Annotated in this window: 20 protein-coding genes; 17 read left to right on the forward strand and 3 right to left on the reverse strand. The window is 67.1% G+C overall.

The genetic code is table 11. From position 1 onward, the window contains the following. Positions 1-15 precede the first annotated feature (15 nt). The 17 genes from MCHT01_RS18240 to ggt all read left to right on the forward strand — a co-directional run bounded on the left by MCHT01_RS18240 (position 16) and on the right by ggt (position 17,745). Positions 16-492, forward strand: coding sequence for a NuoB/complex I 20 kDa subunit family protein (locus MCHT01_RS18240; RefSeq protein WP_067067101.1), 477 nt, complete (start codon positions 16-18; stop codon positions 490-492). Positions 493-513: 21 nt separating this feature from the next. Further along, positions 514-1,110 (forward strand): NADH-quinone oxidoreductase subunit C, encoded by a 597-nt coding sequence (locus tag MCHT01_RS18245; RefSeq protein WP_067067103.1) that lies wholly within the window; start codon positions 514-516, stop codon positions 1,108-1,110. A 3-nt stretch (positions 1,111-1,113) separates the two neighbouring features. Continuing rightward, positions 1,114-2,367 (forward strand): NADH-quinone oxidoreductase subunit D, encoded by a 1,254-nt coding sequence (locus tag MCHT01_RS18250; protein ID WP_067067105.1) that lies wholly within the window; start codon positions 1,114-1,116, stop codon positions 2,365-2,367. Between the two features lie 11 nt (positions 2,368-2,378). Continuing rightward, positions 2,379-2,894 (forward strand): NADH-quinone oxidoreductase subunit NuoE family protein, encoded by a 516-nt coding sequence (locus MCHT01_RS18255; RefSeq protein ID WP_067067106.1) that lies wholly within the window; start codon positions 2,379-2,381, stop codon positions 2,892-2,894. A gap of 12 nt (positions 2,895-2,906) precedes the next feature. Beyond that, on the forward strand, positions 2,907-4,280 hold the full coding sequence (nuoF, locus tag MCHT01_RS18260; RefSeq protein ID WP_067067108.1) for an NADH-quinone oxidoreductase subunit NuoF: 1,374 nt from the start codon (positions 2,907-2,909) through the stop codon (positions 4,278-4,280). 21 nt (positions 4,281-4,301) lie between these two features. Continuing rightward, positions 4,302-6,635 (forward strand): NADH-quinone oxidoreductase subunit NuoG, encoded by a 2,334-nt coding sequence (nuoG, locus tag MCHT01_RS18265; protein ID WP_067067109.1) that lies wholly within the window; start codon positions 4,302-4,304, stop codon positions 6,633-6,635. 13 nt (positions 6,636-6,648) lie between these two features. Next, a complete protein-coding gene (gene nuoH / locus MCHT01_RS18270) occupies positions 6,649-7,743 on the forward strand; it encodes an NADH-quinone oxidoreductase subunit NuoH (RefSeq protein ID WP_067067111.1) in 1,095 nt (364 codons plus the stop codon). 48 nt (positions 7,744-7,791) lie between these two features. Then, the gene (gene nuoI / locus MCHT01_RS18275; protein ID WP_245643411.1) at positions 7,792-8,247 is read left to right on the forward strand and encodes an NADH-quinone oxidoreductase subunit NuoI; all 456 of its coding nucleotides are present in this window, start codon (positions 7,792-7,794) and stop codon (positions 8,245-8,247) included. Between the two features lie 77 nt (positions 8,248-8,324). Continuing rightward, positions 8,325-8,960: an NADH-quinone oxidoreductase subunit J gene (locus MCHT01_RS18280; protein ID WP_067067114.1), complete on the forward strand. Its 636-nt coding sequence runs from the start codon at positions 8,325-8,327 to the stop codon at positions 8,958-8,960. Continuing rightward, the gene (gene nuoK, locus MCHT01_RS18285) at positions 8,960-9,283 is read left to right on the forward strand and encodes an NADH-quinone oxidoreductase subunit NuoK (protein ID WP_067067116.1); all 324 of its coding nucleotides are present in this window, start codon (positions 8,960-8,962) and stop codon (positions 9,281-9,283) included. Before MCHT01_RS18280 ends, nuoK begins: the two co-directional genes overlap by 1 nt. 25 nt (positions 9,284-9,308) lie before the next feature. Continuing rightward, on the forward strand, positions 9,309-11,357 hold the full coding sequence (nuoL, locus tag MCHT01_RS18290; protein WP_084452914.1) for an NADH-quinone oxidoreductase subunit L: 2,049 nt from the start codon (positions 9,309-9,311) through the stop codon (positions 11,355-11,357). A gap of 18 nt (positions 11,358-11,375) precedes the next feature. Then, positions 11,376-12,845: an NADH-quinone oxidoreductase subunit M gene (locus MCHT01_RS18295; protein WP_067067120.1), complete on the forward strand. Its 1,470-nt coding sequence runs from the start codon at positions 11,376-11,378 to the stop codon at positions 12,843-12,845. A 12-nt stretch (positions 12,846-12,857) separates the two neighbouring features. Continuing rightward, complete coding sequence (gene nuoN, locus MCHT01_RS18300; protein WP_067067121.1) at positions 12,858-14,339, forward strand: NADH-quinone oxidoreductase subunit NuoN; 1,482 nt, start codon at positions 12,858-12,860, stop codon at positions 14,337-14,339. Between the two features lie 27 nt (positions 14,340-14,366). After that, positions 14,367-14,702, forward strand: coding sequence for a DUF2818 family protein (locus tag MCHT01_RS18305; RefSeq protein ID WP_067067123.1), 336 nt, complete (start codon positions 14,367-14,369; stop codon positions 14,700-14,702). Next, the gene (locus tag MCHT01_RS18310; RefSeq protein WP_084452916.1) at positions 14,683-15,342 is read left to right on the forward strand and encodes an NUDIX domain-containing protein; all 660 of its coding nucleotides are present in this window, start codon (positions 14,683-14,685) and stop codon (positions 15,340-15,342) included. Before MCHT01_RS18305 ends, MCHT01_RS18310 begins: the two co-directional genes overlap by 20 nt. A gap of 12 nt (positions 15,343-15,354) precedes the next feature. Next, positions 15,355-15,927, forward strand: coding sequence for a DUF1178 family protein (locus MCHT01_RS18315; protein ID WP_067067124.1), 573 nt, complete (start codon positions 15,355-15,357; stop codon positions 15,925-15,927). Between the two features lie 84 nt (positions 15,928-16,011). After that, positions 16,012-17,745, forward strand: a complete 1,734-nt coding sequence (ggt, locus tag MCHT01_RS18320; RefSeq protein ID WP_067067126.1) for a gamma-glutamyltransferase — start codon at positions 16,012-16,014, stop codon at positions 17,743-17,745. Here the strand turns inward: ggt and MCHT01_RS18325 are convergent. The 3 genes from MCHT01_RS18325 to MCHT01_RS26340 all read right to left on the reverse strand — a co-directional run. Next, positions 17,739-19,163: a M56 family metallopeptidase gene (locus MCHT01_RS18325; protein WP_067067128.1), complete on the reverse strand. Its 1,425-nt coding sequence runs from the start codon at positions 19,161-19,163 to the stop codon at positions 17,739-17,741. The genes ggt and MCHT01_RS18325 overlap by 7 nt on opposite strands. After that, a complete protein-coding gene (locus MCHT01_RS18330; RefSeq protein WP_067067130.1) occupies positions 19,156-19,563 on the reverse strand; it encodes a BlaI/MecI/CopY family transcriptional regulator in 408 nt (135 codons plus the stop codon). The genes MCHT01_RS18325 and MCHT01_RS18330 overlap by 8 nt, the downstream gene beginning before the upstream one ends. Positions 19,564-19,713: 150 nt before the next feature. Then, on the reverse strand, positions 19,714-21,204 hold a 1,491-nt coding region (locus MCHT01_RS26340), incomplete at its 5' end, for a hypothetical protein (protein ID WP_218017912.1).

Consider the following 21,204-nt stretch of genomic DNA (forward strand, 5'->3'; position numbering starts at 1 on the left):
AAGATTGGAATCGATATGGGTAACGAAGGCGTTTTGAAGGAAGGCTTCATGACCACCCAGCTGGACAAGCTGGTGAACTGGTCCAAGACCGGTTCGTTGTGGCCGATGACCTTCGGTCTCGCCTGCTGCGCGGTCGAGATGATGCACGCGGGCGCCGCCCGCTACGACATCGACCGCTTCGGCATGCTGTTCCGTCCCAGCCCGCGCCAGTCCGACCTCATGATCGTGGCCGGCACGCTGTGCAACAAGATGGCGCCGGCCCTGCGCAAGGTCTACGACCAGATGGCCGAGCCGCGCTGGGTGCTCTCGATGGGCAGCTGCGCCAACGGCGGCGGCTACTACCACTACAGCTATTCGGTCGTGCGCGGCTGTGACCGCATCGTCCCGGTCGACGTCTATGTCCCGGGCTGTCCGCCGACCGCCGAGGCGCTGCTCTACGGCATCCTGCAGCTGCAGGCCAAGATCCGCCGCGAAAACACCATCGCGCGCTAAGCCGAGTCAGGCAGGAAGCTCATGACCATCAAACTCGACACCCTGCAGGCGGCGCTGGAATCCGTCCTGGGCGGCCAGATCGTCGCGCTCAAGCGCGAGCTGGGCGAAATCACCATCACCGTCGCGGCCAAGGACTACCTGAGCGTCGCCAAGCTGCTGCGCGACCATTCGGAGCTGCGCTTCGAGCAGCTGATCGACCTGTGCGGCGTGGACTACTCGGCCTACAAGGACGGTGCCTACGAAGGCGCGCGATTCTGCGTGGTGTCGCACCTGCTGTCGATCAACAAGAACTGGCGTCTGCGCCTGAAGGTGTTCGCGCCGGATGACGACTTCCCGGCCGTGGCCGCGGTGACGCCGATCTGGAACGCCGCCAACTGGTTCGAGCGCGAAGCGTTCGACATGTACGGGATCATCTTCGAAGGTCACGAGGACCTGCGTCGCATCCTGACCGATTACGGCTTCATCGGCCATCCGATGCGCAAGGACTTCCCGGTGTCGGGCCATGTCGAGATGCGCTACGACCCCGAGCAGAAGCGCGTCATCTACCAGCCGGTGACCATCGAGCCGCGCGAGATCACCCCGCGCGTCATCCGCGAAGACAACTACGGCGGGCTGTAAACCATGGCCGAAATCAAGAACTACACCCTGAACTTCGGCCCGCAGCATCCGGCCGCCCACGGCGTGCTGCGCCTGGTGCTCGAGCTGGACGGCGAAGTCATCCAGCGCGCCGACCCGCACATCGGCCTGCTGCACCGCGCGACCGAGAAGCTCGCCGAGACCAAGACCTTCATCCAGTCGCTCCCGTACATGGACCGCCTCGACTACGTGTCGATGATGTCTAACGAGCACGCGTACTGCCTGGCCATCGAGAAGATGCTGGGCATCGAGGTCCCCGAGCGCGCGCAGTACATCCGCGTGATGTTCGGCGAGCTGACCCGCATCCTGAACCACCTGCTCTGGCTGGGCGCGCACGGCATCGACTGCGGCGCGATGAACATCCTCATCTACTGCTTCCGCGAGCGTGAGGACATCTTCGACATGTACGAGGCGGTCTCGGGCGCGCGCATGCATGCGGCCTACTTCCGTCCGGGCGGCGTCTATCGCGACCTGCCGGACACGATGCCGCAGTACAAGGTCAGCAAGATCAAGAACCAGAAGGCGATCGACAAGCTCAACGAGAACCGTCAGGGCTCGCTGCTCGATTTCATCGAGGACTTCTGCAAGCGCTTCCCGGCCAACGTCGACGACTACGAGACGCTGCTGACCGACAACCGCATCTGGAAGCAGCGCACCGTGGGCATCGGCGTCGTGACGCCGGAGCGCGCGCTGAACCTGGGTCTGACCGGCCCGATGCTGCGCGGCTCGGGCATCGCCTGGGACACCCGCAAGACCCAGCCCTACGACGTGTACGGCCGCATGGACTTCGACATCCCGGTCGGCACCAACGGCGATACGTATGACCGCTACGTCGTGCGCGTCGAAGAGATGCGCCAGTCCTGCCGCATCGTCGAGCAGTGCGTGAAGTGGCTCAAGGCCAATCCGGGTCCGGTCATCACCGACAACCACAAGGTGGCCCCTCCCAGCCGCGTGGCGATGAAGACCAGCATGGAAGAGCTGATCCACCACTTCAAGCTGTTCACCGAAGGCTTCCGCGTCCCCGAGGGCGAGGCCTACGCGTCGGTCGAGCACCCGAAGGGCGAGTTCGGCATCTACATGATCAGCGACGGCGCCAACAAGCCGTACCGGCTGAAGATCCGCGCCCCGGGCTATTCGCACCTGGCGGCGCTGGACGAGATGGCGCGCGGTCACATGATCGCCGACGCCGTGGCCGTGATCGGCACGATGGACATCGTGTTCGGTGAGATTGACCGTTGAGTGGTGAAGCGATGAGCAGCACTGAATTTGTCTTGAGCGAGGCCACCGCGGCCCGCTTCGCCCGCGAGGTCGCCAAGTACCCGGCGGAGCAGGCGCAATCGGCCGTGATGGCCTGTCTGTCGATCGTCCAGCAGGAGCAGGGCTTCGTGTCCCGCGAGGCCGAGGACGCGATCGCGGACTACCTGGGCATGCCGGCGATCGCCGTCTACGAGGTCACGACCTTCTACAACATGTACAACCAGCGCAAGCTGGGCGTGTTCAAGCTGAACGTCTGCACCAACCTCCCTTGCCAGCTGCGGGACGGCCAGAAGGCGCTGGACCACCTGTGCACGAAGCTGGGCGTCGAGGCCGGTGGCACGACGAGCGACGGTCTCTTCACCGTGCAGCAGAGCGAGTGCCTGGGCGCCTGCGCCGACTCGCCGGTGATGCTGGTCAACGATCGCCAGATGCTGAGCTTCATGAGCGCCGAGCGTCTGGACGAGCTGGTGGAGGCCCTGCGCGCCCACCATGCCGCCAACAAGAACTGAGGGAACGCGACGATGCAGCACATCGATCTCTCCAAGTGGCAGGCGACCGGCGTCGAGACCTGCTTCCACGACCGCAACATCACCCCGCAGATCTACGCGGGCCTCGATGGCAAGAACTGGTCGCTGAAGGACTATGAAGCGCGCGGCGGCTACCAGGCGCTGCGCAAGATCCTCGCCCAGGGCGAGGGTCAGGGCATGACCTCGGACCAGGTCATCGCCGAGGTGAAGGCCTCGGGCCTGCGCGGCCGCGGCGGCGCCGGCTTCCCGACCGGACTGAAGTGGAGCTTCATGCCGCGCCAGTTCCCGGGCGCGAAGTACCTTGTCTGCAACAGCGACGAGGGCGAGCCGGGCACCTGCAAGGACCGCGACATCCTCATGTACAACCCGCACATCGTCATCGAAGGGATGGCGATCGCGGCGTATGCCATGGGCATCAAGGTCGGCTACAACTACATCCACGGCGAGATCTTCGAGGTCTACGAGCGCTTCGAGGCGGCCCTGGAAGAGGCCCGCGCGGCCGGCCTGCTGGGTGACAACATCCTGGGCAGCAACTTCAGCTTCCAGCTGCATGGCCACCATGGCTTCGGCGCCTACATCTGCGGCGAGGAAACCGCGCTGCTGGAATCGCTGGAAGGCAAGAAGGGCCAGCCCCGCTTCAAGCCCCCGTTCCCGGCCTCGTTCGGCCTGTACGGCAAGCCCACGACCATCAACAACACCGAGACCTTCGCGGCGGTGCCCTGGATCATCCGCAACGGCGGCCAGGCCTATCTCGAGGTCGGCAAGCCCAACAACGGCGGCACCAAGATCTTCTCGATCTCCGGCGACGTCGAGCGTCCGGGCAACTACGAGATCCCGCTGGGCACCTCGTTCGAGAAGCTGCTCGAGCTCGCCGGCGGCGTGCGCGGCGGCCGCAAGCTCAAGGCCGTCATCCCCGGCGGCTCGTCGGCGCCAGTGCTGCCGGCCGACGTCATGATGCAGTGCACGATGGACTATGACTCCATCGCCAAGGCCGGCTCCATGCTGGGCTCGGGCGCCGTCATCGTGATGGACGAGACGCGCTGCATGGTCACGAGCCTGCTGCGCCTGTCCTATTTCTACGCGCACGAGTCCTGCGGCCAGTGCACGCCCTGCCGCGAAGGCACGGGCTGGATGCACCGTGTGATCGAGCGCATCGCCCACGGCAAGGGCCGCGTCGAGGACATCGACCTGCTCAACTCCGTGGCCGACAACATCCAGGGCCGCACCATCTGCGCCCTGGGCGACGCCGCGGCGATGCCGGTGCGCGCGATGCTCAAGCACTTCAAGGGCGAGTTCATCGCGATGATCGAGCAGGCCCAGAAGAGCAACTCCTCCTCGTCGACGGCGAAGTCGCCGGCGCACGCCTGATCGGAGCCGCTGAGAAGAACTATGGTTGAAATCGAACTCGACGGCCAGAAGGTCGAAGTGCCCGAAGGCAGCATGGTGATGCATGCCGCCGAGAAGGCCGGGACGTACATCCCCCACTTCTGCTACCACAAGAAGCTGAGCATCGCGGCCAACTGCCGCATGTGCCTGGTCGAGGTGGAGAAGGCGCCCAAGCCGCTGCCCGCCTGCGCGACCCCGGTCACGCAAGGCATGATCGTCCGCACCAAGAGCGAGAAAGCCATCAAGGCCCAGCAGGGCGTGATGGAGTTCCTGCTGATCAATCACCCGCTGGACTGCCCCATCTGCGACCAGGGCGGCGAATGCCAGCTGCAGGATCTGGCCGTCGGTTACGGCGCCGGCTCCTCGCGCTACTCGGAAGAGAAGCGCGTGGTGTTCCACAAGAACGTCGGCCCGCTGATCTCGATGGAAGAGATGAGCCGCTGCATCCACTGCACGCGCTGCGTCCGCTTCGGCCAGGAGATCGCTGGCCAGATGGAGCTGGGCATGGCGCATCGCGGCGAGCACAGCGAGATCCAGACCTTCGTCGGCCGCACCGTGGACTCGGAGCTGTCGGGCAACATGATCGACATCTGCCCGGTCGGCGCGCTGACCAGCAAGCCCTTCCGCTACAGCGCCCGCACCTGGGAGCTGTCGCGTCGCAAGAGCGTCAGCCCGCATGACTCGACCGGCGCGAACCTGATCGTCCAGGTCAAGAACAACGAAGTGCTGCGCGTCGTCCCGCTGGAGAACGAAGCCGTCAACGAATGCTGGATCGCCGACCGCGACCGCTTCTCGTATGAAGCGCTGAACGGCGACGAGCGTCTGACCACGCCCATGCTGAAGCAGGGCGGCGAGTGGAAGTCCGTCGACTGGACCACCGCGCTGGAGTACGTCGCCAACGGCCTGAAGCAGGTCAAGGCGGAGAAGGGCGCCGCATCGATCGCCGCGCTGGGCTCCGAGCACAGCACCGTCGAGGAACTGCACCTGCTGGCCCAACTGGTCCGCGGCCTGGGCAGCGAGAACATCGACACGCGTCTGCGTGTGACCGACCCCGCGCTGCGCACCGCCGACGGCAAGGCCTTCTGGCTGGGCACCCCGATCGCGTCGCTGTCGCAGCTCGACCGCGCCTTCGTCGTGGGCTCGTTCCTGCGCAAGGACCACCCGTTGTTCGCGCAACGCCTGCGTCAAGCCGCCCGTCGTGGCGCGCAAGTCGTGGCCCTGGGCGGTGCCGCCGACGACTGGCTGATGCCCGTCGCCGCGCGCATCACCGCGGCGCCCTCGACCTGGGTCGCCGAGCTGGCCAATGTCGCCACCGCGATCGCCGCGTCCAAGGGCGTGAGCGCCCCGGCGCAAGGCCAGGCCACCGACGCTGCCAAGGCCATCGCCGACGCGCTGCTGTCGGGCGAACGCAAGGCCGTGCTGCTGGGCAACGCCGCCGTGCAGCACCCGCAAGCCGCGACGCTGCTGTCGCTGGCCACCTGGATCGCCGAGCAGACCGGCGCCAGCGTCGGCGTGCTGTCGGCCGCCGCGAACACCGTCGGCGCCCAACTGGTCAAGGCCCAGCCGGGGCAGGGCGGTCGCAGCGCAGCTCAGCTGCTGAACGACCAGCCGGCCAAGGCCCTGGTGCTGCTGAACACCGACCCGGTGCTGGACGGCGCCAACGCCGCCGCCGCCAAGAAGGCGATCAACGCGGCCGAGATGGTCGTGGTGATGAGCCCGTTCAAGACCGGCCCGGTGGTCGAGTTCGCCGACGTGCTGCTGCCGATCGCTCCGTTCACGGAAACCTCGGGCAGCTTCGTCAACGCGGAAGGCCGTCTGCAGAGCTTCGTCGGCGTGGCCAAGGCCCGCGGCGAGTCGCGTCCGGCCTGGAAGGTGCTGCGCGTGCTGGGCACGATGCTGGGCCTGCAGGGCTTCGAGTTCGACAGCTCCGAGCAGGTCCGCGCCGCGGCGCTGGGCTCCTCGCTGGATCTGGGCGCGCATCTGGGCAACGCGATCGGCGCTCAATCCGCCGCCGCCGCTCCGGTGCAAGGCCTGGAGCGCCTGAGCTCGGTCCCGATCTACGCGACCGACGCGCTGGTGCGCCGCTCGACCTCGCTGCAGCTGACCCGCGACGGTCGCGACGCCGCGGCCGCCGCGCTGCCGCAGGCGCTGTGGGACTCGCTCGGCCTGGCCGAGAAGGGCGCGCAGGTGCGCGTGACGCAGGATGGCGGCGAGGCCGTGCTGGCCGCGGTGCTGGACGCGTCGCTGCCCGCGACCGTGGTGCGCATTCCCGCCGGCGTGGTCGAGACCGCGTCGCTGGGCGCTCTGAGCGGCGCGATCGCCGTGACCAAGGCCTGAGGACGAGACGACGATGGATAACTTCTACAACGCCGGCGCCTCGGCGCTGGGCATGCTGTGGCCGGTGGTCTGGAGCCTGCTCAAGATCATCGCCGTGATGCTGCCCCTGCTGGGCTGCGTCGCCTATCTGACGCTCTGGGAGCGCAAGGCCATCGGCTGGTCGCAGATCCGTCCGGGCCCGAACCGTGTCGGTCCCTTCGGCCTGCTGACCCCCATCGCCGACGCGGTGAAGCTGATCTTCAAGGAGATCATCGTCCCCGCCGCCGCGAACAAGAGCCTGTTCTTCCTCGGCCCGATCATGACGATCATGCCGGCGCTGGCGGCCTGGGCGGTGGTCCCGTTCGGTCCTGGCGCAGCGATCGCGGACGTCAACGCCGGTCTGCTGTTCCTGATGGCGATCACCTCGCTCGAGGTCTACGGCGTGATCATCGCCGGCTGGGCGTCGAACTCGAAGTACGCCTTCCTGGGCGCGCTGCGCGCCTCGGCGCAGATGGTCTCGTACGAGATCGCCATGGGCTTCTGCCTGGTCATCGTGCTGATGGTCACCGGCTCGATGAACATGAGCGAGATCGTGCTGAGCCAGGAGCGGGGCACCTTCGCGTCGCACGGCGTGAACTTCCTGTCCTGGAACTGGCTGCCGCTGCTCCCGATCTTCGTCGTGTACTTCATCTCCGGCCTGGCCGAGACGAACCGCCACCCGTTCGACGTCGTCGAAGGCGAATCGGAAATCGTGGCCGGTCACATGATCGAGTACTCGGGCATGTCGTTCGCGATGTTCTTCCTGGCCGAGTACGCCAACATGATCCTCGTGTCGGCCCTGGCCGTGGTCATGTTCCTGGGCGGCTGGTCGGCACCGATCACCTGGTCCGCGCTGGGCATGGACACCCCGTCCCTCATCCAGCACACGATGGCGTTCTGGAACTGGTTCTGGCTGTTCTTCAAGACCTTCCTGGTCGTGACCTGCTTCCTGTGGGTGCGCGCCACGTTCCCGCGCTACCGCTATGACCAGATCATGCGTCTGGGCTGGAAGATCTTCATCCCGATCACGCTGATCTGGCTGGTGATCGTGGGTCTGTGGATCCAGTCCCCGTTCAATATCTGGAAGTAATCCGAGGTGTCCGCTGTGAGCTCCATCAAGGACCTAATCAAGAGCTTCATGCTCACCGAGCTGTTCAAGGGCATGGCCCTGACCGGCCGGCATTTCCTGTCGAAGAACATCACGGTGCAGTTCCCGGAAGAGAAGACCCCGCTGTCTCCTCGCTTCCGCGGTCTGCATGCGCTGCGACGCTATGAGAACGGCGAAGAGCGCTGCATCGCCTGCAAGCTGTGCGAGGCCGTCTGCCCCGCCATGGCGATCACGATCGAATCGGACGTGCGCGCCGACGGCTCGCGCCGCACGACCCGCTACGACATCGACCTGACCAAGTGCATCTTCTGCGGCTTCTGCGAGGAAAGCTGCCCGGTGGACTCGATCGTCGAGACCGACATCTTCGAGTACCACGGCGAGAAGCGTGGCGACCTCTACTTCACCAAGGACATGCTCCTGGCGGTGGGTGATCGCTATGAGACGCAAATCGCAGCCACCAAGGAGGCCGACGCCAAGTACCGCTGACCGGTCCACCGGCGTCCACCCCCTCGCGCAGGCGAGGGGAGGGCGCCGCGACCGGCGGCCTGCTTGCAGGAACCCGCATGGATATCACTACCGCGCTGTTCTACGTTTTCTCGGCCGTGCTGCTGGGCTCCTCGTTCCGTGTCATCACGGCGAAGAGCACGGTGCACTCGGCCCTGTTCCTGATCCTGGCCTTCTTCAACGCGTCCTGCGTGTGGATGCTGCTGAAGGCGGAATTCCTGGCCATCACCCTGGTGCTGGTCTACATCGGCGCCGTCATGGTGCTGTTCCTGTTCGTGGTCATGATGCTGGACTTCGAGTCCACCCAGGTGCGTGAGAGCATCTGGAAGCACATGCCGCTGGCCGGCCTGGTCGGCGCGCTGATCGCGCTGGAGATGGCCGCGATCCTGATGGGCGGCTTCCGCGTGAGCGACGCCCCCGCGATCCCGGGCATGGCCGAGATGGGCAACGCCAAGCTGCTGGGCGTGCAGATCTACACGAACTACCTGTTCCCGCTGCAGATCGCCGCCGTGCTGCTGCTGGTGGCCATCATCGCCGCCATCGCGCTGACGCTGCGCGGTCGCAAGGACTCGCGTCACCAGGACCCGTCGCAACAGGTCAAGGTCACCAAGGCCCAGCGCCTGAAGATCGTGAAGGTCGCCGCGACGGTGGAACAAACGGCCGCTCCGGTCGAGAAGAACGAAGGGGCCGCATGATGGGCGCAGTCGCTACGAGCCTCACGCTGGGGCACTTCCTGACGCTGGGCGCGATCCTGTTCGCGCTGTCGGTGATCGGCATCTTCCTGAACCGCAAGAACCTGATCGTGCTGCTGATGGCCATCGAGCTGATGCTGCTGGCGGTCAACCTCAACTTCGTCGCGTTCTCCCACTACCTGGGCGACATGGCGGGGCAGGTCTTCGTGTTCTTCATCCTCACCGTGGCGGCCGCCGAATCGGCGATCGGCCTGGCGATCCTCGTCGTGCTGTTCCGCAACCGCAGCAGCATCAACGTGGAAGAGCTGGACACCCTGAAGGGCTGACGAGCGTCAGGAAGCGAGAAAAACAATGTCTGCAACACTCTCTCAGAACATGCTGCTGGCGGTGCCGATGGCGCCGCTGGTGGGCGCCATCGTGGCGGGCCTGTTCGGCAAGCAGGTGGGGCGCCGCGGCGCCCACACGGTGACCATCCTGGGCGTCCTGATCGCGTTCATCCTGTCGGCCATGACGCTCAGCGCCGTGCTCGACGGCGCGCGCTTCAACCAGACCGTCTACGAATGGATGGTGCTGGGCGGCCTGAAGATGGAAGTCGGCTTCATGATCGACGGCCTGTCCGCGATGATGATGTGCGTGGTGACCTTCGTGTCGCTGATGGTGCATATCTACACCATCGGCTACATGGAAGAGGACCCCGGCTACCAGCGCTTCTTCAGCTACATCTCGTTGTTCACCTTCAGCATGCTGATGCTGGTGATGTCCAACAACATGCTGCAGCTGTTCTTCGGCTGGGAAGCGGTGGGCCTGGTGTCGTACCTGCTGATCGGCTTCTGGTACACCAAGCCGACGGCGATCTTCGCCAACATGAAGGCCTTCCTGGTGAACCGGGTCGGCGACTTCGGCTTCATCCTGGGCATCGGCCTGCTGGTCGCCTACGGTGGTTCGCTGAACTACACCGAGACTTTCGCGAAGTCCGCCGAGCTGGCCAAGATCGGCTTCGCCAACCCCTTCGGCGGCGACAACTGGATGATGCTGAGCGTGGCCTGCATCTGCCTGTTCATCGGCGCGATGGGCAAGTCGGCGCAGTTCCCGCTGCACGTCTGGCTGCCGGACTCGATGGAAGGCCCGACCCCGATCTCGGCGCTGATCCACGCGGCCACCATGGTGACCGCCGGCATCTTCATGGTGTCGCGCTTCAGCCCGCTGTTCGAGCTGTCGGACACCGCGCTGAACTTCGTCATGATCATCGGCGCCATCACCGCGCTGTTCATGGGCTTCCTGGGCATCATCCAGAACGACATCAAGCGCGTGGTCGCGTACTCCACGCTGTCGCAGCTGGGCTACATGACGGTGGCGCTGGGCGCCTCGGCCTACTCGGTCGCCGTGTTCCACCTGATGACGCACGCGTTCTTCAAGGCGCTGCTGTTCCTGGGCGCGGGCTCGGTGATCATCGGCATGCACCATGACCAGGACATCCGCAACATGGGCGGCCTGCGCAAGTACATGCCCATCACCTGGATCACCTCGCTGCTGGGTTCGCTGGCGCTGATCGGCACCCCGTTCTTCTCGGGCTTCTACTCGAAGGACTCGATCATCGAGGCGGTGGCCGCGTCGCACCTGCCGGGCGCGGGCTTCGCGTACTTCGCGGTGGTGGCCGGCGTCTTCGTGACGGCCTTCTACAGCTTCCGGATGTATTTCCTGGTCTTCCACGGCAAGGAACACTTCCACCACAAGCCGTTCCCGGGCGAGCACGACCATCACGACGATCATGGCCACGGCCATGACCACACCCCGCATGAATCCCCGTGGGTGGTGACGGTCCCCCTGATCCTGCTGGCCATCCCGTCGGTCGTCATCGGCTACTTCACCATCCAGCCGATGCTGCATGGCGAGTTCTTCAAGGATTCGATCTTCATCAACCACGCGATCCACCACGCGATGAGCGAGCTGGCCGAGGAGTTCCACGGTCCGGTGGCGATGGCGATCCACAGCCTGAAGACGCTGCCGCTGTGGCTGGCGATCGCCGGTGTCGCGGTGTCCTACTGGTTCTACATGATCAGCCCGGCCATCCCGGCCGCGATCGCCCGGACCTTCCGTCCGATCGTGACGATCCTGGAGAACAAGTACTACATGGACTGGTTCAACGAGAACGTGCTGGCGCGTGGCGCCCGCATGATCGGTACCGGCCTGTGGAAGGGCGGCGATCAGGGCGTCATCGACGGCGTGCTGATCAACGGCTCGGCGCGCACGGTGGGCGGCATCGCCGGCCTGGTGCGCCTGATCCAGACCGGCCACCTGTACTGGTACGCGCTGGTGATGATCCTGGGTGTCGTGGGTCTGATGACCTGGCAGCTGTGGCCTTACATGGGGCCCCAATTCAAGGCCCTGTTCGGCCTCTGACGCGGGCGGAGAATAAGAATGTTGCTAAGTCTGTCCATCTGGCTGCCCATCGTCCTCGGTGGTCTGCTGCTCGCGATCGGTCGCGACAACAACGCCGGCGCGGTGCGCTGGTTCGCGCTGGTCGGCTCCATCGTGTCCTTCCTGGTCACGCTGCCGCTGATCGGCGGCTTCGACACCTCGACCGCGGCGATGCAGTTCGTCGAGAACGCGTCGTGGATCGAGCGCTTCAACATCCACTACCACCTGGGCGTGGATGGCATCTCGATGTGGTTCGTCCCGCTGACGGCCTTCATCTCGATCATCGTGGTGATCGCGGCGTGGGAAGTCATCGAGACGCGCGTGCACCAGTACCTGGGCGCCTTCCTGATCCTGAGCGGCTTGATGATCGGCGTGTTCTGCGCGCTCGACGGCATGCTGTTCTACGTGTTCTTCGAGGCCACGCTGATCCCGATGTACATCATCATCGGCGTGTGGGGCGGTCCTCGTCGCGTGTACGCGGCCTTCAAGTTCTTCCTGTACACGCTGGCCGGCTCGCTGCTGATGCTGATCGCGCTGCTGTACCTGTACAGCCAGTCGGGCAGCTTCGAGATCCTCGAGTGGCACAAGCTGCCGCTGGCCATGCCGGCGCAGACCTTGCTGTTCTTCGCCTTCTTCGCGGCCTTCGCGGTCAAGGTGCCGATGTGGCCGGTGCACACGTGGTTGCCGGACGCCCACGTGGAAGCCCCGACGGGCGGCTCGGTGGTCCTGGCGGCCATCATGCTGAAGCTGGGCGCGTACGGCTTCCTGCGCTTCTCGCTGCCCATCGCCCCTGACGCGGCCCGTCACTACGACTGGTTCATCATCGGCCTGTCGCTGATCGCGGTGATCTACATCGGCCTGGTGGCCATGGTCCAGCGCGACATGAAGAAGCTGGTGGCCTACTCGTCGGTCGCCCACATGGGCTTCGTGACCCTGGGCTTCTTCATCTTCAACGAGCTGGGCATCTCCGGCGGCCTGGTGCAGATGATCTCGCACGGCTTCGTGTCGGGCGCGATGTTCCTGTGCATCGGCGTGCTGTACGACCGCGTGCACTCGCGTGAGATCGCCGACTACGGCGGCGTGGTGAACACCATGCCCAAGTTCGCGGCGCTGGCGGTCTTCTTCGGCATGGCCAACTGCGGTCTGCCGGCGACGGCGGGCTTCGTGGGCGAGTGGATGGTGATCCTGGGCTCGGTGGCGCACAACTTCTGGATCGGCCTGCTGGCGGCCACGGCGCTGATCTTCGGCGCGGCCTACACGCTGTGGATGATCAAGCGCGTGTACTTCGGTCCGGTGACCAACGACAACGTCCGCAACCTGACCGACATCAACGGTCGCGAGTTCCTGATGCTGGGCGTGCTGGCCGCGGCCACGCTGTACATGGGCGTGTATCCGAAGCCGTTCACCGACGTGATGCACCAGTCCGTCGACGCGCTGCTCAAGCACGTCGCGGTCTCCAAGCTCCAATAAGGACCCAACACAATGAACGACATGAACTGGGTCGCGGTCTATCCCGAAATCCTGTTGCTGGTGCTGGCCTGCGTGGTCGCGCTGGTGGACCTGTTCGTCACCGACCCGCGTCGCACGCCGACGTACTGGCTCACGCAGTTGAGCCTGGTCGTCGTCGGTGCGATGCACTTCTGCGCGATGGGCAACGCGTCCGTCGACGCGATGCAGGGCATGCTGGTCGTCGACCCGCTGAGCCACCTGCTGAGCGGCGTCAGCTGCATCGCCCTGATCGTCACGCTGGTTTACGCGCGTCCGTACGCCGAGTCCCGCGACATGCTCAAGGGCGAGCTGTTCACGCTGAGCCTGCTGTCGCTGCTGGGCGTGTCGGTGATGGTGGCCTCCAACAACTTCCTGATGGTCTACCTGGGCCTGGAGTTGATGAGCCTGTCGCTGTACGCGCTGACGGCGCTGCGTCGTGACCACACGGTCTCGACCGAGGCCGCGATGAAGTACTTCGTGCTGGGCGCGCTGGCCTCGGGCTTCCTGCTCTACGGCCTGTCGATGATGTACGGCGCCACGGGTTCGCTGTCGATCCCGCGCGTGTTCGAGGTGATCTCCACCGGCGTGCCCAACAAGGCCGTCATGATCCTGGGCGTCGTCTTCGTGGTCGCCGGCCTGGGCTTCAAGCTCGGTGCCGCCCCGTTCCACATGTGGGTGCCCGACGTCTACCAGGGCGCTCCGACCGCCGCGACGCTGCTGATCGGCGCCGCTCCCAAGCTGGCCGCGCTGGGCATCACCCTGCGTCTGCTGGTGGAAGGCATGCTGGGACTGGCCAACGACTGGCAGCAGATGATGCTGGTGATGGCCGTGGCCTCGCTGGTCGTGGGCAACCTGGCCGCGATCGCGCAGACCAACCTGAAGCGCATGCTGGCCTACTCGACGATCTCGCAGATGGGCTTCGTCGTGCTGGGCCTGGCCTCGGGCGTGGTCAACGGTCAGCCGGACAACCATGCGCTGAACGCCTACAGCTCGGCCATGTTCTACGCGATCACCTACGTGCTGACCACGCTGGGCAGCTTCGGCCTGGTGATGCTGCTGGCGCGCCAGGGCTTCGAGTCCGAGCAGATCAGCGACCTGGCCGGCCTGTTCAAGCGCAGCCCCTGGTATGCGTTCGTGATGGCCATCTACATGTTCTCGCTGACCGGCATCCCGCCGACGGTGGGCTTCTACGGCAAGCTGGCCGTGCTGCAGGCCATGGTCACGACCGGCCAGTCGCTGTACATCGGTCTGGCCGTGGTCGCGGTGATCCTGTCGCTGATCGGCGCCTTCTACTACCTGCGCGTGGTGAAGGTCATGTTCTTCGACGAGCCGACCGATCGCAGCCCGCTGAGCGCGCCGGCCGACGCCCGCGTCGTGATGTCGCTGAACGGCATCGCCGTGCTGGTCTTCGGTCTGCTGCCCGGTGGCCTGCTGGCCCTGTGCAGCCAGGCCGTGACGCGCGCGCTGGCGCACTGATCCGGTTCTTCCGGAGCCGCAGGCAACATGGATCAAGGCGCGTCGATCTGGACGGTGCTGGTGGTCGCGCTGGTCGCGGCCAACCTCCCGTATCTGAGCCCCCGCATCCTGCTGGTCGGGCCGCGCCGCGATCCCAAGGCCGCCGGCTGGCGCGTGCTGGAGGTGGTGCTCCTGGCCCTGATCACGCTGGCCATCGGCTTTGGACTCGAGTCCCGGCTGAGCCAGCGATCGGCGCAGGGCTGGGAGTTCTACGCCGCATCGCTGGCCTTGTTCGTGACGCTGGGCTTCCCCGGCTTCGTGTGGCGCTACCTGCGCCGCTCCCGATCCAAGGTACGCGAGTTCGATGACGAAGAGACTGCCTGACGCCAGCCCCCTGAACGACGACGGCGTGATCGGCATCCCGCCGGCAGCCGGCTCCGACGAGCATCTGCGCGAGACCCCGCTTGCATCCGACTGGATCCTGCGGGGTAATTTTCTTCAGGTGAAGCGCGACCGCGTCGCGCTGCCCGACGGCCGGGAGGCGTCGCGCGAGTACATCCGGCATCCCGGCGCCGCCGTGATCGTCCCGCTGCTGGACGACGGCCGCGTGCTGCTGGAGCGCCAGTACCGCTACCCGCTGGGCCGCGTGGTGACCGAGTTCCCCGCCGGCAAGCTGGATCCGCAGGAGCCGCCGCTGCGCTGCGCGATGCGGGAGCTGCTCGAGGAGACCGGCTACACCGCGCGCGAGTGGGCCTATGCCGGCGTGATGCACAACGCGATCGCCTACTCCGACGAGCGCATCGAGATCTTCTTCGCCCGCGGCCTGCGGGCCGGCGAGCGCCGGCTGGACGAGGGCGAGTTCCTCGACCTGGTCGAGCTGTCCGAGGCAGAGCTCGACCGCATGGCCTTGCACGGCGAGCTCAGCGACGCCAAGTCCCTGGTCTGCCTGCAGTGGCTGCAGCGCTGGCGGGCCGGCGCATGGCCTTTGCAGTGGATGACGGCGGACGAGGCCGCGACCCGCTAGCATCGACCGATCATGTTGGTGCTCAACCTCGCCTGCGAGGCCGGACACAGCTTCGAGGGCTGGTTCGGGTCCTCGTCCGATTTCGATTCCCAGCAGCAGCGCGGCCTGCTGAGCTGCCCGCTGTGCAACAGCGCGCAGGTGCGGCGCATGCCGAGCGCGCCGCGTCTGAACCTGCGCGCGACGCAGGGCGCGGCCCGGTCCGGCCAGTCCGGCCCGGCGAGTCCGGCGGGCCCGTCGGGTGAGTCCCGTGCCGGCGCCACCTCCCAATCGCCGCGCGGCGACACGCCGCGGACGTCTCCCGCGCCACTGCCCGCGACCGCGCCGGTCGACGCGAACGGCGAGTTGCCGCCGCTGGCGATCGAGCTTCAACGCCAGGTCCTGCAGGCCGTGCGCACGATGATCGCCAACACCGAGGACGTCGGCGACCGCTTCGCCACCGAGGCCCGCCGCATCCATTACGGCGAGACCGAGCAACGCGGCATCCGCGGCCGCGCCACGCCCGACGAGGCGCGAGAACTGGCCGATGAAGGCATCGACGTCGTGGCGCTGCCGGTGCCCGACGCGCTGAAGGACCCGCTCCAGTAACAACCTGACCCCTTGATGGGATTGCCGTGGAGGCGCCGCAAGGTGTCGAATCGGGCGGTCTCACATCGCAAGGAGAACAGGTTCATGAAGGCATTCCGTTTGCTCGTCTGCGCGGCCGCGGCCGGCGCGTCACTGGCGTTCGCGCCCGCGGAGTCGGTCCTCGCGGCGTCCGTCGCCCCCGTGATGGCGCCCAACGGCATGGTGGTCACCGCGCAGCACCTGGCCACGCGCGTGGGCGTGGACGTCCTGAAGGACGGCGGCAACGCGGTCGACGCCGCGGTCGCGGTCGGCTACGCGCTGGCGGTCGTCTATCCGGCGGCCGGCAACCTGGGCGGCGGCGGCTTCATGACGATTCAGCTCGCCGACGGCCGCAAGACCTTCCTCGACTTCCGCGAGAAGGCCCCGCTGGCCGCCAAGGCCGACATGTACCTCGACAAGGACGGCAACGTCGTCAAGGGCGCGAGCACCCACGGCCACCTGGCGGTGGGCGTGCCCGGCACGGTCTCGGGCCTCGAGTACGCGCGCGAGAAGTACGGGACCATGAAGCGCACCGCGCTGATCGCGCCGGCGATCGCGCTGGCGGATCGCGGCTTCGCGCTGCAGCAGGGCGACGTGGACATGTTCCACACCGCCACCAAGGACTTCGAGGCCGACCCGGCCTCCGGCGCGATCTTCCTGAACAAGGGCAAGCGCTTCGAGGCCGGCGACAAGCTGGTGCAGAAGGACCTGGCGCGCACGCTGCGCGAGATCAGCGTCAAGGGCACGGACGGCTTCTACAAGGGCTGGGTGGCGCAGGCCATCGTGGCGTCCAGCCAGGCCGGCAAAGGGATCATCACGCAGGCCGACCTGGACCAGTACAAGACGCGCGAGCTGGCCCCGGTCGAATGCGACTATCGCGGCTATCACGTGGTGTCCGCGCCCCCTCCCAGTTCAGGCGGCGTCGTCATCTGCGAGATGCTGAACATCCTCTCGGGCTATCCGCTGCGGGAGCTGGGCTGGGGCTCGGCGCAGGGCGTGCACTACCAGATCGAGGCGATGCGCCATGCCTACGTGGATCGCAACAGCCAGCTGGGCGACCCGGACTTCGTGAAGAACCCGATCCAGCGCCTGCTCGACCCGGCCTACGCGGAGAAGATCCGCGCCGCCATCGATCCGAGGAAGGCGGCCGTGTCGGCCGAGCTCAAGCCCGGCGTCGCGCCGCATGAGGGCAGCAACACGACGCACTACTCGATCGCGGACAAGTGGGGCAACGCGGTGTCGGTGACCTACACGCTGAACGACTGGTTCGGTGCCAAGGTCACGGCGGCCAGGACCGGTGTGCTGCTGAACAACGAGATGGACGACTTCACGTCCAAGGTCGGCGTGCCCAACATGTACGGCCTGGTGCAGGGCGAGGCCAACGCGATCGCGCCCGGGAAGCGGCCGCTGTCGTCGATGAGCCCGACCATCGTGACCAAGGACGGCAAGCCGGTGATGGTGGTGGGCACGCCCGGCGGCAGCCGCATCATCACGGCGGTGCTGCTGACCATGATCAACGCGATCGACTACGACATGAACGTGCAGGAAGCGGTGGACGCGCCGCGCTTCCATCAGCAATGGCAGCCGGAGGCGACCAATGTCGAGCGCCACGCGCTGTCGCCGGACACGCGCCGGATGCTGGAGGCGATGGGCCACCGGTTCGGCAAGCCGCAGGAGGCCAATCACCTGGCCGCCATCATCATCGGCGCCCCGTCGCTGAACGGGACGCCGGTGGGCAACAACCGCTTCTACGGCGCGAACGATCCGCGCCGGAACACGGGATTGGCGCTGGGTTATTGAACTCGGCGGGTGTCGCTCGCTGCCGGCTTGCGCGCCATGATCTCCGCCAGGATCGCGGAGGACTCGGCGGCGGGCAGCGTGCGTACACGCAAGACCACCTCGGTGGTTCCGTCGTCCGCCGTCGTGCTCAGGCCGGCCTCCTTCCCGTCTTCGACCAGCACCGCACTGTTGAGCCGCGGCTTGCCGCCTTCGGTGACGCGGTAGGCGATCCGCACGTGGGTCGGGTCGACGCGTGTCGGGGTGAATTCGATGCGGACCTGGTCCGGGGCATCGTCCGCGGGGTTGTTGGAGGGACGCGGAGGCGGCGACGACGGGGCCGAGGCTGCCCCTGCACCGGCCTGCGGCTTCTGACCTCCGCTCATGAAGACCATCCCGTCGCGGCCGTCGTGCATCGCGACACGGAGCTTCGGAATCATGCGCTGGTCGCGAATCACGCCTTCGACGCGGTGATTGAACTGCATCGACATCTCCAGGCCGATCAGTTCGCCCTTGGCATCGTCTGGCGCCGCCGCGTTGACCGCGTGCACCGCGCCGGCAGCACCGAGCGCCAAGGCGCAGAGGGAGAGGGCGCCCATCAGTCGGCGCGAACGGGAGCGGGGGCGGACAGCCAGCATGGCAACTCTTTCGATCAATGGGTGGGAGGAGCGCCAGCCGGACCACGGCTGGAGCGGGGACGGGGATTCCTGGGCGCGCATCAGCGCGCGGCTGTAGTCGGCTTCCTGGCCGGGGTGGGCGCGCATCACGGCGTGATCGCAGGACAGTTCCTGATCGGCCCGCATCGCGCGCAACGCCAGCCAGGCCAGCGGGTTGAACCAGTGCAGCGCGCAGAGCGCGGCGGCGAGCGCGCTCCAATGGTTGTCGAGGCGGCGGCGGTGGACCTCCTCGTGGGCGAGGACCAGCGGCCTCTGTCGCGCGTCGAAGCGCTGCTCGAAGTCGGGCGGCAGCACCAGGCGCGCGGGCCACAGGCCCACCAGCGCCGGCCCTTGCGCGCCGACCCAATGCGTGCCGCCATCGGCGCGCGCGAGCGAGGCGCCGAAGCGCCGTTGCAGCCAGACCATGCGGGCGCCGATGGCGAGCGCGCCGAGCGCCCAGAGTGTCAGGACCAGTGCCGCGACCGATCCGGCCGGGAGCCGGGGCACCGGGAGTGCCGGCGTCTGCGCCAGCGTGAACGCGGGAGCGATCTGCTGGACGATCGCGGTGGCGATCTGCGCGACGGGGCGGTTCGTCGGCATCAGCGAGACGACCAGCAGCAGAGGCAGGGCCGCCCAGCTCGCATAGGCAAGACCTGGCCCGAAGCCGCGCGCGATCGGCCGCCGCAGCACGAGCAGCACGACGGCGACCAGCGACAGCAGCACCGTCTGCCGCAGCAGGGCGTGGAGCAGGTCCTGCAGCGGCGTGTGGAGCAGGAGCTCAGTCATTGCGACGATCTCCCTTGCCGCCGCGGGTCTCGTAGTCCTCGATCAGCTGCTTGAGCGCCTTGACGTCGCTGGCCTTGAGCTTGCGCTGCGAGGAGAAGTGCGACACCAGCGGCGCGAGGCTGCCGCCGAAGAGGCGGTCGAGCAGGGACAGGCTCTCGTTGTGGGCCCATTCGGCGCGCGGGAAGCGCGGCGCATAGAGGAAGCGGCGGCCGTCGCGCTCAGCGACCAGGGCGTCCTTCTTCAGCAGCCGGTTCAACAGAGTCTTCACCGTGGCGAGCTGCCAGTCCTGACGCTCGGCGAGCGCGGCGGCGATGTCCTCGGCCGACAGCGGCGAGGACCGCCACAGGACTTCCATGACCTCGGCTTCGGCCTCGGTGATCGGGGGGAGCGCTGGCTTCATGTGGGGTGGCGATGATTCGTTTACGTCTGTAATCGTTGAATGATTACAGCTGTAAATGAGGTCGTCAACTCAGGGTTGATGCGGGGGCTTTCGGCGGCGACAGGGCGACCACGACCGCGACCGCGACTGCCAGAGCGGGCGAGTGGGTGGCTAGCTGAGCGCGTCGACAGCCGAGGCGAGGTCGTCGGGGTGGAGCATCACCTCGCGCACGCGCTGCAAGGAGGGGTACTGGTGGAGCACGCCCACGAACTGCGGCGCCGAGAGCAGCTGATGCCACACCGGTTCGAGCGCCGAGGGCTCGACGGTCTCGCCGCGCTCGAGGCGTGCCGCGACATCGAGGCTCGCGGCTGCCGAGAGCAGCTGCATCCGGCTCGCGGCGCTGAGCAGGCGAGGGCGCTGATCCTCGTCGCCATCGCAGCAGTAGAGCACCTGCCCGCCGAAGTCCGGCGCCTCCACGTCGAGTGCCGCGAGCGATGCGCCGGTCAGGCGCAGCTCGCCGTCGTGGGTCTGGAACGGGTAGACCGTCGCGGCATCCGCGGCGCGCAACAGTCGCAGGCCGCGCACGAGGCGGGGCAGGTCGGTCGAGGCCGCTTCGGCCGACGCCTTCGCCTCGATGAGAAGCACCAGATCCCAGGCGGTGTCCGAGGCTCGCCGCAGCAGGGCCACGTCCCATTCGACCTTGGCGCCTTGCATGTCGCCGACCAAGGTGCCGGGAACACGCAGCGAGGCTGCGCTACACCACCGTGTCGCCGCGCTAGGCCGCGGTGCCGCTGCGCTAGGCCATGGTGCCGCTGCGCTAGGCCATGGTGCCGCTGCGTCACGCCCGCGAGGCGGCACCTCGGCCTCCGCCGCGGAGGCAGCGTCCTCGTTGAGGCGCCCCGCCAGCCCGGACATCGCCTCCGCGACGGCCGCTTCCACCGTGGCACCGCGCCATTGGGCCCGGGCGCCCCGATCGGCGGCCGCTTCGCTGCCTGCCGTGGGGCCCTGCTGCTGGATCAGCGCGCGATAGCGCAGCACGAGCGCATCGCTCCCCAGCTCGTCCCATCGGATGAGCTTCGCCAACGACGGCTCGTCGCGCAACGTGGTCAAGCCGGCGAGCGTCGAGGCGTCGTCACTGGTGGCGGCTGGTGTCGTCGAGATCGGGCCGATGATCGCCTTCACTTCCAGCCAGGCGCCGCGTGCCGCCGCCTCGCGCAACGCGCTCAGCTTCGCGCGGAGAGGCCCTGGCGGACGACGTTCCAGCTTGGCCGGATGCGCCATCGCGTTCACCAGCGACACCACCCGCCGCCGGTCCTGATCGGCATGCGCTGACAGCGATGCGTACTCCCGCACGCGCGGCTCATGATGGCGCAGCACCATCGCCTGGAAGGACGGATCGCCGCGTTCAGGTCGCAGGGCCGCGCGAATCAGATGGAGCAGGGCGTCGGTGAAGAGCGCCGCCTCCTCGGGGGCGGGGGGCGTGCGGCACTCCACGGCCTGACGTGCCCGCTCGATCACACAGGCCAGCGCGGTCCACGTATCGCCTTCCCGAGCCTCGTCCAGCGTGGGCGGCAGGGGCGGCGCGCGATGCCGACGGGTCGCGGCTTGCAGCGTGACTCGCAAGGCGGCGAGCGAGGGTGCCTCCCTGGCGGTCACCGCAGA

Origin of the sequence: Mitsuaria chitosanitabida ATCC BAA-476 = NBRC 102408 (assembly GCF_001598255.1) — a bacterium.
Classification (GTDB): domain Bacteria; phylum Pseudomonadota; class Gammaproteobacteria; order Burkholderiales; family Burkholderiaceae_C; genus Roseateles; species Roseateles chitosanitabidus.